The organism is Enterococcus italicus (genome assembly GCF_023743875.1).
Classification (GTDB): domain Bacteria; phylum Bacillota; class Bacilli; order Lactobacillales; family Enterococcaceae; genus Enterococcus_G; species Enterococcus_G italicus.
Genome location: NZ_JAMRVB010000001.1, coordinates 2,176,074 through 2,189,874, shown reverse-complemented (window position 1 = coordinate 2,189,874; position 13,801 = coordinate 2,176,074). Strand labels below are relative to the sequence as shown.

Annotated in this window: 13 protein-coding genes and 1 other RNA gene; 6 read left to right on the top strand and 8 right to left on the bottom strand. The window is 40.0% G+C overall.

Going from position 1 to position 13,801, the window contains the following annotated elements:
• Window positions 1-12: 12 nt before the first annotated feature.
• Window positions 13-1,362, bottom strand: coding sequence for an NADP-specific glutamate dehydrogenase (gdhA, locus tag NE257_RS10785; RefSeq protein WP_040365948.1), 1,350 nt, complete (start codon window positions 1,360-1,362; stop codon window positions 13-15).
• A gap of 109 nt (window positions 1,363-1,471) precedes the next feature.
• On the opposite strand from gdhA, the gene NE257_RS10780 reads away from it, so the two are divergent.
• A complete protein-coding gene (locus tag NE257_RS10780) occupies window positions 1,472-2,737 on the top strand; it encodes a BaiN/RdsA family NAD(P)/FAD-dependent oxidoreductase (RefSeq protein ID WP_251886425.1) in 1,266 nt (421 codons plus the stop codon).
• A 172-nt stretch (window positions 2,738-2,909) separates the two neighbouring features.
• Here NE257_RS10780 and ybaK read toward each other — a convergent pair whose 3' ends face one another.
• From ybaK to NE257_RS10765, 3 genes are read right to left on the bottom strand one after another with little or no spacing between them, the layout of a single operon-like run.
• Window positions 2,910-3,401 carry a Cys-tRNA(Pro) deacylase gene (gene ybaK, locus NE257_RS10775; protein ID WP_251869876.1) on the bottom strand — a complete coding sequence of 164 codons (492 nt, stop codon included), beginning with the start codon at window positions 3,399-3,401 and terminating at the stop codon, window positions 2,910-2,912.
• 15 nt (window positions 3,402-3,416) lie between these two features.
• Entirely contained in the window at window positions 3,417-4,166 is a 750-nt protein-coding gene (aroD, locus tag NE257_RS10770; protein WP_251886424.1) for a type I 3-dehydroquinate dehydratase, read from the bottom strand.
• 14 nt (window positions 4,167-4,180) lie between these two features.
• Window positions 4,181-5,347, bottom strand: coding sequence for a class I SAM-dependent rRNA methyltransferase (locus NE257_RS10765; RefSeq protein ID WP_251886423.1), 1,167 nt, complete (start codon window positions 5,345-5,347; stop codon window positions 4,181-4,183).
• Between the two features lie 227 nt (window positions 5,348-5,574).
• Here NE257_RS10765 and NE257_RS10760 point away from each other — a divergent pair, with 227 nt between their 5' ends.
• Both NE257_RS10760 and NE257_RS10755 read left to right on the top strand, forming a co-directional pair.
• Window positions 5,575-7,713, top strand: a complete 2,139-nt coding sequence (locus tag NE257_RS10760; RefSeq protein ID WP_007207050.1) for an LTA synthase family protein — start codon at window positions 5,575-5,577, stop codon at window positions 7,711-7,713.
• 200 nt (window positions 7,714-7,913) lie between these two features.
• On the top strand, window positions 7,914-8,624 hold the full coding sequence (locus tag NE257_RS10755; protein ID WP_007207051.1) for a hypothetical protein: 711 nt from the start codon (window positions 7,914-7,916) through the stop codon (window positions 8,622-8,624).
• Window positions 8,625-8,721: 97 nt separating this feature from the next.
• Here the strand turns inward: NE257_RS10755 and NE257_RS10750 are convergent, their stop codons facing one another.
• From NE257_RS10750 to NE257_RS10740, 3 genes are read right to left on the bottom strand one after another with little or no spacing between them, the layout of a single operon-like run.
• Complete coding sequence (locus NE257_RS10750; protein WP_007207052.1) at window positions 8,722-10,176, bottom strand: sensor histidine kinase; 1,455 nt, start codon at window positions 10,174-10,176, stop codon at window positions 8,722-8,724.
• The gene (locus tag NE257_RS10745; protein WP_040365953.1) at window positions 10,176-10,895 is read right to left on the bottom strand and encodes a response regulator transcription factor; all 720 of its coding nucleotides are present in this window, start codon (window positions 10,893-10,895) and stop codon (window positions 10,176-10,178) included. The genes NE257_RS10750 and NE257_RS10745 overlap by 1 nt, the downstream gene beginning before the upstream one ends.
• Window positions 10,876-11,145 carry an SdpI family protein gene (locus NE257_RS10740; protein ID WP_245785531.1) on the bottom strand — a complete coding sequence of 90 codons (270 nt, stop codon included), beginning with the start codon at window positions 11,143-11,145 and terminating at the stop codon, window positions 10,876-10,878. The genes NE257_RS10745 and NE257_RS10740 overlap by 20 nt, the downstream gene beginning before the upstream one ends.
• A 219-nt stretch (window positions 11,146-11,364) precedes the next feature.
• On the opposite strand from NE257_RS10740, the gene NE257_RS10735 reads away from it, so the two are divergent.
• The 3 genes from NE257_RS10735 to NE257_RS10725 all read left to right on the top strand — a co-directional run bounded on the left by NE257_RS10735 (window position 11,365) and on the right by NE257_RS10725 (window position 12,905).
• On the top strand, window positions 11,365-12,135 hold the full coding sequence (locus tag NE257_RS10735) for a Cof-type HAD-IIB family hydrolase (RefSeq protein ID WP_251886422.1): 771 nt from the start codon (window positions 11,365-11,367) through the stop codon (window positions 12,133-12,135).
• A 58-nt stretch (window positions 12,136-12,193) separates the two neighbouring features.
• Window positions 12,194-12,560: a transfer-messenger RNA gene (gene ssrA, locus NE257_RS10730) on the top strand.
• A 150-nt stretch (window positions 12,561-12,710) separates the two neighbouring features.
• Window positions 12,711-12,905, top strand: a complete 195-nt coding sequence (locus NE257_RS10725) for a hypothetical protein (protein ID WP_040365955.1) — start codon at window positions 12,711-12,713, stop codon at window positions 12,903-12,905.
• A gap of 57 nt (window positions 12,906-12,962) precedes the next feature.
• Here NE257_RS10725 and NE257_RS10720 read toward each other — a convergent pair whose 3' ends face one another.
• The gene (locus NE257_RS10720; RefSeq protein ID WP_007207057.1) at window positions 12,963-13,724 is read right to left on the bottom strand and encodes a formate/nitrite transporter family protein; all 762 of its coding nucleotides are present in this window, start codon (window positions 13,722-13,724) and stop codon (window positions 12,963-12,965) included.
• Between the last annotated feature and the right edge of the window lie 77 nt (window positions 13,725-13,801).

Here is a 13,801-nt window from a genome sequence, read left to right as displayed (position 1 = left end):
TATTCTCTCAAACTAGACAAGTCCTTGTCTAAGCATTGCCTTAGCAACTTTTTCAAAACCAGAAACATTGGCACCGAGTAAGTAATTATTTTTTTGATTGTACTTTTCTGCTGTATCGCGACAAGATTCATAGATGTCTTTCATGATTCCATCTAGTTGGCTATCGACTTCTTCAAATGTCCATTGCAAGCGTTGAGAGTTTTGACTCATTTCTAAAGCAGATACGGCAACTCCGCCAGCATTCGCTGCCTTCCCTGGACAGTAATAAATCCCATTGTCCACAAAATAATTCGCAGCCTCAAGAGAAGCCGGCATATTTGCCCCTTCAGCAACGACCTTAACACCATTTGCTACCAATCGCTTCGCAGCTTCTTCATCGATTTCATTTTGTGTCGCACAAGGAAAGGCTAGTTCAGCGGATAATTCATGCGCCCAGACCGATCCTCCATAGTACGTTGCCGTTTCTTTTGCTTGTGCATACGCTGTAAGGCGTTCACGCTTCACTTCTTTGATTTCTTTTAGCAAGGCAACATCGATACCACTTTCATCGATGATGTAACCATTTGAGTCTGAACAACTTACGACATTCGCTCCTAATTCTTGTAGCTTTTCAATTGCGTAGATGGCAACATTTCCACTACCAGAGACGATGGCTTTTTTATTTGCAAATGATTGTCCTTGATCGGCCAATACATGCTTCACAAAATAGACAACCCCATAGCCAGTTGCTTCCGTACGTGCTAAGCTTCCCCAGAAATCAAGCGGCTTCCCTGTTAGGACACCTGCATCGTAGGAACGAAGACGCTTGTACATACCAAAAAGATAGCCAATCTCTCTACCACCGACACCAATATCCCCAGCAGGAACATCTAAGTTAGGACCGATGTGTTTACTTAGCTCTAGCATGAAGCTTTGGCAAAAACGCATGATTTCTGAATCTGATTTGCCTTTTGGATCAAAATCACTTCCACCTTTCCCACCACCAATTGGTAGACCGGTCAAAGCATTCTTAAATATTTGCTCAAAGGCTAGAAATTTTAAAATACTTAAGTTAACAGAGGGATGGAAGCGTAAGCCACCTTTATATGGTCCTAAGGCAGAGTTAAATTGGATACGGTAGCCGCGATTGACTTGCCAGTTTCCTTGATCATCTTGCCACGGGACACGAAATTGCAACAAGCGCTCTGGCTCTGTCACAACAGCTAGTAAGTTATGTTCTTCAATTTCAGGATACTCTTCTAAAAAAGGCGTTATTGTTGAAAGAAATTCATCCACCGCTTGTAAAAATTCAGGCTGGTTGGGATCATTCTCGTGAATTTTTGTTTGAATTTTCTGAATATAATTTGTAGTTGTATTTGTCATGTAAGTTCCTCCTTTTTTTGATACTATATATATTAGCATATACTAGCAAAAAATAACCAAGGTTGCATACTTTTTCTACATTGGAATGTTACCTTTTGATGGAGGAACTATGAATACAAAATACGATGTCATTGTTGTCGGTGGTGGCACAAGTGGGATGATGGCTAGCATTGCTGCTGCCGAGCAAGGTGCAAAAGTTGTCCTAATTGATAAAAATAAAAAATACGGCAAGAAACTTTTGATGACTGGTGGCGGACGTTGCAATGTCACAAATAACCGTGAAGTCGATGATCTGATTCGTCATATCCCTGGCAATGGCCGATTTCTCTACAGTACGTTCTCACAATTCAATAATTTCGATGTGATGGACTTTTTTGAAAGCCATGGCGTTTCTTTGAAAGAAGAAGATCACGGACGGATGTTCCCAGTGACAAATAAATCAAAAACCATTGTCGATACCTTAGTAGAAACTGCCACCCAGCTAGGCGTGACATTACTGCCGAATACAACCGTCAAATCTTTGTTGTTCGATGCCGACCATATAACAGGAGTGAAGACTGAGTTTGAAACCATTCAAGCTCCCTGTGTCATATTAACAACAGGTGGCAAAACCTATCCTTCGACTGGCTCGACTGGCGATGGCTATCGCTTTGCTAAATCAGTCGGCCACACAATTACGCCACTCTATGCGACGGAGTCACCGTTACTTTCTGACGAAGCCTTTATTCATTCCAAAGAGCTGCAAGGGATTTCTTTACGGGATTGTTTGTTACAAGTACTCGACAATCAAGGGAAGCTTGTGACTGAACATAAGATGGATCTATTGTTTACGCACTTTGGCCTTTCTGGTCCAGCAGCATTGCGTTGTTCTTCCTTCGTTAATCAGTTACTGGAAAGTCAGCCAGACGTGACTGTTGTGTTGGATTGTTTCCCTGAACGATCGAAAGAAGAGCTTCTTCAATCAATCACCACTAAGCTTCATCAATCAAAAAAAGCAGCCAAAAATGAACTAGCTGCCTTTTTGCCAGACCGGTTATTGGTCTTTTATTTAGATCAGTTAGGCTTAGTCGATACACCCGCAAATCAGCTGACTGAAGCTCAAATCCTATCGATTGTCGAGAAATGGAAAGCCTTCCCAATCCGCGTCAATAAGACCCTACCAATTGAAAAATCATTTGTAACTGGTGGTGGAGTCAATACGAAAGAAATCCAACCAAAATCGATGGAAAGTAAAAAGAAGAACGGGCTCTTTTTTGCTGGAGAATTAGTTGACGTGAATGGCTACACTGGTGGCTTTAATATCACTGCCGCTTTTTGTACTGGCCATAGTGCTGGTGTACACGCGGCTCAAGAAGCTTCCTATTTTCAATTTTAAACGCATTGAAGTAGCGTGTATTGCTCCCGAATGACGAGGTGCTTCACGCTACCAACACGAATGACATGACTAGTTTTGCTACATTCGAATAACTACGACAAAAAGCCAAAAGTTGGAAAAACAACTTTTGGCTTTTTGCATTTAGCTGAACTGTTTCAGCTAAGTACTATTATTACTCAGTTGCGACGATGGCAACAAATTTTCCGTTTACGACTTTCGCTAAGTCAGTCGGTTTTAGTTCCATTTGCAGTCCTCTACGACCAGCCGATACGATCATGAGAGAAAGTTCCGTCGCACGTTGGTCGATAAACGTCGGAAATAATTTTTTCATTCCGACAGGCGAACACCCACCACGAATGTAGCCTGTCGTTTCTTCTAGATCTTTCAAGTGAAGCATTTCAACTTTTTTGTTGCCACTTTCTTTTGCTAATTTCTTCAAGTCGACTTCTTCATCGCCTGGAATCACTGCGACGATGGGACCTGTTTTATTGCCGACTGCGACCAAGGTTTTAAAAATCTGGCCCGCTTTGCCAGCCATTTGAGCAGCTACATCGTTGGCACTGATATGATTTTCCGACCATTCATACGTATATTCCGTATAAGGTATTTTTTTTTGCTCAATTAGTCGGATGGCATTTGTTTTGGGAACTTTCTTTTTTGCCAATCTACTCACCTTCCTCTAATCAATCTGCATCGCTTTTATAAATTCATCCATGGCATCAATTGGAATTTGACCTGGAGCAGAGGCTTGCTCCAGTGATGCAAAGCTCAAGACTGAGCCGATTAACTCACCAGCTACGCGGGTGACTTTTCCTAAATCGCCCATGGACATCACTGCTAATGGTAGCTGATTGATTCCTTTTGCTCGCTGAATAACATTCATCATCCGCAGCACATCTTGTAAGTTAGCTGGCATCGTCGCGATTTTTCCGATATCTGCTCCGAATTGATTCATCATGCCAATCTGAAACATTAGCTGGCCATCAGCCGGTGTTTGATCAAAATGATGTGCACTAATAATGATTGCCACTTTTTCAGCCTTAATAGTTTGAACAAAGCCACGACCTAAAAACTCCACTCGATGCAATTCCAAGTCTAATAAATCAATGCGATCAGACTTGGCAACGAGGAGACAGAGCTGTTCATATTCTTTTAAAGAAAGCTCGCGTTGGCCGCCTTCCTCTTTGGTACGGAATGTGAATAATAAGATTTTTTCTCCTAATTCCATGCGAATCAATGTGAGTGTCTCAATCAGCTTTTCATCAATCAGGACATCTTCAAAATAATCTGCTCGCCATTCCACGACTTGAGCGGGACAATGTGCTGCCTGTTCAGCTTGTTTGACCAACTTTTCTTGAGTACTTTCCGTTAATGGTACAGCCAACTTGACCCGACCTTCTCCAAAAGTAATTCCTTTCACTGTAACCATACGTCTCCTCCATTCTAATCCATTCGTTGATAGAAAAGTACCTTCAAGTAGCTCCCTTCAGGAAACTTCGGTATTGTTTTAAAATCACTTGGTAAGGCAAAACTTGTTTGTTTTCTTACCTTCACGCCTTTTTTGGCGATGGCTTGCTCGATTTGCTTTTCGAATTTCTCTAAAGAGACGTTCGCTGCATTGGTCGAAGCGACTAACCATCCATTTGGCGCCAGGATATCCAGACTTTGCTCAATTAGTTCGCCATAATTTTTTGATACGGTAAAGACTTTCTTTTTGTTTCTCGCAAAACTAGGTGGATCTAACACAATACAATCATACGACAAATTTTTGCGCTTAGCGTATTTAAAGTACTCAAAGGTATCCATCACATAAATATGCTGCTCTTCACTTGAAAGATGATTGACTTGAAATTGCTCCTTCGTCAGCTCTAAGCTCCGATTGGCCAAGTCAACACTAGTCGTCTCACCTGCGCCACCGACTGCCGCAGCAACAGAAAATGCACCTGTATAACTAAACATATTTAAGACGGATTTGCCTTTTAGGAATCCCGAAGCTAGCTTGCCGCGAACTTCTCGCTGATCTAGAAAAATTCCCGTCATCAATCCTTCGTTCAGATATGTCGCATAGGTAATGCCATTTTCTTTTATTAGTAAGGGTTCGGGCGCTCTTTCCCCATAAATAGGCATTGATTCAGGTAAGTCCGAAGCAAAACGGATTTTTTCATAAGCCCCTTTGACTTCTGGGTATGCTGTTTGGAATGCTCGAACCAACTCATCTTTATGCGTATAAAGCGTTTCATTATACCAAGAAAAAACGACATACCCTGCATACCAATCAATCGTTAAACCACCAAAAGAATCTCCCTCGCCATTTAAAATCCGAAATGCCGTTGTATCCAATCGATTAAAATAAGATTGCCGACTGGCTTTCGCCTTTAAAAAGATAGCTTCAAAAAAAGACTCATCTAGCTCGACTTTTTTTTGCGTCAGTACCCAGCCGACGCCTTTATTTTGCTTACCTAGGTAGCCTCTAGCAATCTCTTCTTTCCGCTGCGTTTGAAAAACAACCCAATCAGTGGGAAAGTCACTATCTACAAGATCCTCTTTTTGGACGAGCGGAAAGCCTTGTCGTAATTTTTTTTCTGCTTTTTTTGTTATTGTTACTCTCATTCAGTCACCCACTTCTTCAATTATGATTAGTATAGCAAAAATTGACGCGCTTTGCTCTGGTAGTTAAGTTAAAGAAAAAGTTAATTTAGAAAAATGAACTACTATATATTGCTGATTTATTTGACACTTGTTTCACATGTGGGTAGAATAATGGGGATAGTGAAGGAGTTTCGTTTGAATCTTCTTTTTTGACTAGTGACTAACACGGAGAAAGTGGGGAACATTTCTTGTTTAAACAAAAAATAAGCTCGTTTATTAATACGAGACTGGGCTTTTTTACCTTATTAGCAGTATTATTGTGGCTAAAAAATATTTTGGCCTTCGCAGTGGATTTAAAAGTCGGCTTAGATAATGCCTTGCAATATTTCATCGTTGCGATCAACCCAATCGCCTCAACACTATTATTGCTGTCAGTGGCCTTATACATTCGTCGCAAGACACCCTCCTATGTGATGATGCTTTTTATCTACACTGTGATGACCATTTTGCTCTATGCAAATGTGAACTATTACCGTGAATTTACAGACTTTATAACGATTAATACCATGCTGGGTGCTGGTAAGGTTTCAAGTGGACTTGGTGAGAGTGCCTTGCGCTTGTTCCGCTGGTACGATTTGTTCTATTTTATAGATATCATAGTATTGATTGCAGCACTAGCCTTCAAAAAAATCAAAATGCAAGTAGCCCCCGTTCGTGCTCGGATGGCTTTCGCGATGACTGCTTTTTCCATCATGATCTTCAGCGGAAACTTATTTCTTGCTGAGTCTGATCGTCCTCAGCTACTCTCTCGAGCTTTTTCTAATGACTACTTAGTCAAGTATCTTGGTGTGAATACGTTCACTGCCTATGATGCTGTCCAAACATACAAGACCAATCAAGTTCGAGCCAAAGCGAGTGCGACCGACTTAGATGCAGTAAAATCTTACGTCCGTGAACACTATGCAGCACCAGATGACAGCCTATTTGGAATTGCCAAAGGTCGTAATGTCATCTACATTCACTTGGAAAGCACACAACAATTTGTCATCAATTACAAATTAAAAGATGCCAATGGTGTTGAACATGAAGTGACCCCTTTCTTAAATAGTCTATACAATAGCAATAGTACTTATAGCTTCGATAACTTCTTCCACCAAGTCAAGGCTGGTAAAACAAGTGATGCGGAAACGTTGATGGAAAACTCTTTATTTGGATTGGATCAAGGCTCTCTATTCACACAGCTTGGCGCGAAAAACACCTTCCAGTCTGCGCCAAATATCTTAGAGCAAACGCAAGGTTACACGAGTGCCGTCTTCCACGGTAACGTCGGTAACTTCTGGAATCGTAACGAAACATATAAGAGTTTTGGGTATGATTATTTCTTTGATTCATCTTATTATGATGTTACAGATGAAAACTCATTCCAATATGGCTTGATGGATAAACAATTTCTTAGCCAGTCAGTCCAATATTTAGAAAAATTACAACAACCGTTTTACTCAAAATTCATTTTGGTATCTAATCATTTCCCTTATTCTGAATTATCTGGGGATGAATCTGGTTTCCCATTAGCAACAACCAATGATGAAACCATTAATAATTACTTTGCTACAGAAAATTATATGGATAATGCGATTAAAGAGTTTTTCGATTACTTAAAGGCAAGTGGTCTGTACGACAACTCAATCATCGTACTTTATGGAGACCACTACGGTATTTCTAATTCTAGAAACGAAGAATTAGCGAGTCTTTTAGGAAAGACAGCCGATACTTGGACAGATTATGACAATGCCCAAATGCAACGCGTCCCTTACATGATCCATATTCCTGGTACAACAAGCGGTGGTGTAAACCATACGTATGGTGGAGAAGTCGATGCATTACCTACTTTGCTACATCTTCTCGGTGTCGATACAAGCAAATATATCCAGCTCGGACAGGACTTATTATCCAAAGATCGAGATCAAGTCGTCGCCTTCCGTGATGGTAGCTTTGTCACTCCGAACTATACGTACTACGGTGGTACATTATATGAAAATGCGACCGGCACAGCCGTGACTGAACAGTCTGATGAATTAAAGGCGCAAGTCAAAGCATGGAAGAAGCAAGTAGAGGAACAGCTAAGCACCTCTGATACGATTAACAATGGCGATTTGCTTCGTTTCTACACCGATAGTGGTTTGACTACCATTGATCCATCAAAATATAGTTACTTAAATCAAGTCGATCGATTAAATGAAACACAAACTAGCCTAGGCGACAAATCAACCAGTCTATACTCAAAAAATGGCAACAAATCAACGGTTGATCTATTTAAAACACAAACCTATAAGCAATTGAATCCAGAAACCACGTCAACTACGGAAACAACTACGAGTGGTCAATAAAGGATTTTATAGAAAATAAATACAGCATTAACTACAAGTTAAAAACCATAAAATCCAAAAGTTTGAAACATAACTTTCGGGTTTTATGGTTTTTTTAGCTGAAAAATTCTGTCTCGTCCTCTTATTTCCTAGACTTTTCCAGATAAGTTCATATATAATTCAAATTCCTTTTTTATACTTGAAGTGAAGAAGGTGTCAGAATGAAAGATAAATTCCGTTCCCTTACTAATAAACGGGAACTACTCTACTTAGCTTATTTATTCATATTCGTTTCTTTTTTAATGCTTCTTCTTATCTATGAAGCGTCCAATCATGAACAAATCAAGCAAATTACCCAATACATACAACAAGCAGCTTATCAATCTTCTAAATCGACTATTACAGAAACACTAAATACTCTCACTACGCTATTGCGTCCTTTTGTCCAAATACCAATTGTACTTTGCGGCGGACTCTTTTTTTTCACGCTTTTTCTTTATATTCGCCAATCGCAAACAAGCAGTCAACTCACTTACCTTAGTAAGGTTAAAACTATGCTCGTGCCACTTTTTGGCATTTTTCTATTTTTAGGATTTGTTTTCTTACTTTTCCAATCGCAAATTGAAAAGCAAGTCGAGCAATCTCAATTTTCTTTTATTCAAAACCATTTGACTTCTGACTCTTTTTCAACAAAAGAGTCGAATTTATCAACCAAATTAACCGTTAAAATTCCAACCACCATCCAAGCACTCGCTCAAACCAATCGATTGACTTCTTTGAAATGGACGAAGATTATCCTATTTATGTTCATGAAAGTATTACTCGTGACGATCTGCTTCATTGCTTTATTCGTAGCTTATTTTCATAAGAAGTCGCGATTGAAAAAGCACTATCTACCAAGTGAACACTCACACCCCTTTAAACATCATTAAAAAGGTGTGACTAGTCTTGCTAAAACAAGAGCTATAAAATCCAGAAGTATAATCTTTTGGATTTTATAGCTCTTGTTTTAGTAAACCCTGTTTCATTTTAGCTTTCAGTTGTTTCAGTATCTGGAAAAGAAATTTTAAATGTGGTACCTTCACCCAGCTTACTTTGGACATCAATCGTGCCGTTATGAAGTCGCACCAATTGTTGAACAATCGGTAAGCCTAGTCCAGATTCACCAAATTTTTTATTTTTCCGAGATGGGTCAACTTTGTAATAGCGATCCCAAATATTGGTCAATTGCTCTGGCGTCATACCGATACCTGTATCAGAGATTGCTATGACTGTCTGTAAATTACGTTTTTCGATTTGGATTGTAATTTCACCATTCTCTGTAAATTGAATCGCATTTTGAATGATATTAACCATGACTTGTTTAAAGCGATCGTAATCTGCAAAGACGCTGACCGGCTCCGTCGTAAGTAGTGTTAAGGTGTCGCCTGCACTGGCCGCCTTCACTTGAAGTTGCGTCACGATTTCTGCCAATGTCTGTGTACCATCAAACTTTTTAATAACCATCGAAATCTGATTGGTTCGGATTTTTTCGTAATCCAAGTTTTCAGCGACTAGTCTTATGAGTCGTTCCGTTTCATTTTTCATTAACTTGACGGCGTTCTCTTCTTGATTTTTAGGAATCGCATGATATTGCAAACCTTCTAATAAGCCATTGATTGTCGTCAATGGTGTCCGCATCTCATGCGATGCATCGGCCATAAATTGCTTTCTGCGCTCTTCTTGGCGCTCGATTTCGTCCTGCGACTCTTTCAACGAACGCGTCATTTTATTGAAATCTTCAGCCAAATCATCAAACTCATCCCGACTATGCACGGGTACATTGATATCAAAATTTCCATTAGCCACTTCTTTGGTCGCTTTTTGGAGGCGATTGATCCGCTTCACTTGAAAACGAGCATAAAAGTAACTAATGACCAATGCCACGATAACCGATAAAATGACCCCTTTTAATAGATTTGCTGTCAATTGTTTCACCGAATTTTGAATATTTTTTGCCGGCTGACTGACAATTAAGACACCAAAAAAGGTGCCGTCGTAATCAAAGGGAATCATGGCATAGGAAGTCGTCTCTTTCTGACCATAAATGTTTGCATCAGACGTTAATTGCTGAGATTCTCCTGCTGCCAACGCAGACCAAGTTGAAGTCGCAATCGTGATACTTGTTTTCTCTGAGCTGTGCAACGGATAAATAATTTGCTTATTTGTCGTAATAAACACAAAATTAACACTTTGTTGGTTTAACATCAGTTCAGATGTCGCTAATGCATTTTGAATGACTGTCTCCTTAGAAAAATTTACCTGGTATTGATCATTGATTGTTTCGGCAACTTTTTGCACAGCATCGCCATAACCAAATAATTGATGGTAATTATTCTCCTCGACCGTTTTCTCGGTCATCCGTGTGAAAACAATGCCCATCGTCAGTAACGTCACAAAAATAACCACGGTAAAAGCAGCCAGCTGTTGATACAAATATTTCATCAGGCAACACCCGAATCATCAAATTTGTATCCCACTCCCCAAACTGTCTGAATCACTTGAGGACCGACTTTCTCAATTTTTTGACGTAACTTTTTAATGTGCGCATCGACCGTTCGTTCATCGCCAAAATACTGGTAATCCCACACTAACTCCAGGAGCTGTTCTCTGGAGAATACTTGCCTTGGCTTTTTCGCAAGAGTATAGAGCAAATCGAATTCTTTTGGTGTCAGTCCTTCGATTAATTTGCCATTTAGATAGGCTTCTCTCGTTTTTGTGTTGACCTTTAAAAATTGTGTTTCGATATCAAATTCTTGGTCGCTCGCTTCTTGGACTTTTCCTTCTTTCTCCACAAGTTCCATTCTTCTATGTAGTGCCTTAATTCGCGCAATCAAAGTTAAGGGACTAAACGGCTTAGTTACATAATCATCTGCGCCCATCTCTAAGCCAATGACCTGATCACTTTCAGAGTCTCTTGCAGTTAGCATGATTATTGGTACCGTCTTCGATACTTTCCGAATCTCTCTTGCAACAATCATGCCGTCCATCGATGGCAAATTCAAATCCAACGTGATTAAATCCCAGAAATGAGGATTCGCCAAAAAAGTATCTAGTCCTTCCTTTCCATCATATTTGAAAGTCGCTTCCCAACCTTCATTTAGGAAAAACATTTGCATCATTTCAGATACAGATTCATTGTCTTCAATCATCAATATGTTCATTTTCATCACCTCGTAAGGATCGATTGTATCGATCCAATTTTTGTTCTATTCGTGCAATCATCGGCGCGATAACCCAAGGAATACCTAACAGCTCGATTAGAAAGAAGTTCGTATGCCCGGACAGCTTTAGCCAGAAACCAATTACTGTCAGTATGCCACCAACTAATAAAAAATAATTTCGAGCTACTCGTTGTGCATAAACCCAGCTTTCAGCAGAAACTTGTGCACGTTCGGTTCGGTAACCATACACCAAATTCTCGCCCTTTGGTGGAAAAAGAAAAAAAGCCAAACCTATTATGAAAAAAAAGATCCCTACGTACAAAACTATCATCATGTCGCTCCTTTATTACTACTGCCTAGTATACTAAATAATTAGAAAACTACCAACAGCTTCATCAATTCTTCGCGAAAGCTTTGCCTTTTATTCATTATTTGCTATCATCAAATTATACATGAAAGGAGCGTCTCAATGTCTTATCAAGCACTCGCATTTTTTGATTTAGATGGTACATTATTAGATAGTCATTCTCAAATTACACCGGAAGTTGCTCAAGCAATCGCGACTCTTAGGCAAAACAATATCTTACCCATTATTGCTACCGGCCGTGCTGAGCCTCAGATACAGTATATCAAACAAGCGGCAGGTATCACCTCTGATGCTGTCATGAATGGCGCCTTTATTCGCTTGGCTGGAGAAGTCGTCTTCCAAGAACATATCGAGCAAGCTATTTGTCAACGGATGGTCGAAGCCGTCCACTTGCAGCAACAGGAAGTCGTTTTTTATAATGACAAAGATATTTGGGCATCTGGCGCCAATCGTTACCTTGTTGAAGCCTTTGATCATATTCATGCAAACGTCCCCCCTGTACTGCCAAAAAAATACCAAGAATCCTTGGTCAACATGCTACTCATACTGGGAACAAACGCAGATGCATATTACAATGAAACGTTTCCCGATCTAACTTTTTATCGCAACAACCCCTTCTCAATAGATGTTGTCCGTAAAGGAACATCAAAAGGTACCGCTGTGACACGAATCAAAGAACTTTTAAACTTGCCGACTATCCCGACGTATGGCTTTGGCGATGGTCCAAATGACCTTGCCTTACTCGCAGCTTGCGATGAAAAAATCGCTATGGGGAATGCCACTAGTGAACTGAAAGAACAAGCAACCTTTGTTACCAAAACTAATAACAACGGCGGAATTGTCCATGCATTGAAACATTTTGATTTGATTTAGTGTATTGCCTATCAAAACTATGGTATAATGAATGAGTTGTTAATAAGCTCCTTTATTTGGGGGCGTTACGGATTCGACAGGCATAGTTGAGCCTGAATTGCGCTTCGTAGGTTACGTCTACGCTAAAACGTTACAGTTAAATATAACTGCTAAAAACAATAACAACTCTTACGCTTTAGCTGCCTAAAAACAGTTAGCGTAGATCCTCTCGGCATCGCCCATGTGCTCGAATCAGGGTCCTAACTTAAGTGGGATACGCACTTATTTTCCGTCTGTAAATGAGTGAAGAGATCATCAGACTAGCAATACAGACTGCCTGTCGTTCGGCAAGCTGTAACGCGAATCTTCAAATGAGTCGACTATGAGCGTAGATTTTTAGGTAGCAATATGTTTGGACGCGGGTTCGACTCCCGCCGCCTCCATAATAAAAAGCGTGATAAACATTGAGAAATTAATGTTTATCACGCTTTTTTTGTTGGGTTTCCCCTATATTTTTTCATCCTTTTTTCATCGAAATGACACCAAATCCTAAAATATGTTATGATAGGTTGTATACAGATGAAAGGATGGGTTCTATGGAATTGAATATCGGAGATTTCATCACTACAAAAGACGTTTCGGGTGAAGAAATATCGGGACAGATTACAAAGATTAATGTGAATACAGTTATTTTGCATACCAAATCTGAAAGCTATGTCGTTCGTCTAAAAACATTAAAAGAACAAGGCTACTTTACAAATGAGGTTACATCGAAAACAAACTTTTACTAAAAATGAGCCAAGCAACCGTCGCTCTTGTTAGACTGTTGTCTGGCTCTTTCTATATTTTTAATGCCCTTTGTAACTAGCAAAGTAAAACCCGGAGACAAAGATGGCTCCGCCAATAACATTTCCTAGATAAACAAAGACAAAGTTTCGTAAAAAGTCACCCCAACTCGCGGCTCCTTCAAAAATTGCAGCAGGAATCAAGAAAGCATTGGCAACACTATGCTGGAAACCGATAGCAACAAAGATCATCACTGGAAACCAGATTCCCAATATCTTTCCAGCACCGTCTTTAGCCCCATAACTTAACCACAAAGCCAAGCCAACAAACCAATTACACCCAACCCCTGATACAATCGCTTGCACCCAAGTCGCAGCAATTTTGTGTTCGGCTAATTGACTCACTTGCTCAGCATAGACACCACTGGCAGTCAATCCTACGAGATGTCCGAAAAAATATGCCACAAACAATGCTCCGACGACATTAGCCAATGTAATCGTCAACCAATTTAGTAATAGTGCCCCAACTGATACTTTACGATCGTAAAAGGCTGCACTAACCGCCATCATATTACCCGTAATCAATTCACCACCTGCTAATAATATCACAATCAGTCCGATGGGAAAGACAGATGCCCCGACAAATGCTTGCACACTTGCCAAGTTACTCGGGATTGACGCTGATACACGAATATATGCTAGATAGCCTAGCGAAATCATCGCCCCTCCAATAAATCCCAAAACAAGCTTTGCCAATAATGGCTTTTCAATCTTTTTGGTTCCGTTTTCAATAGTAATGGTCAAAATTTCTCCTGGTGAATACACAATTCATCGCTCCTTTTTTTTCAATACTCTTTTACTTTATCGTAAAAAAAGAAAAGCGCAAGACCTTTTGTGTTATT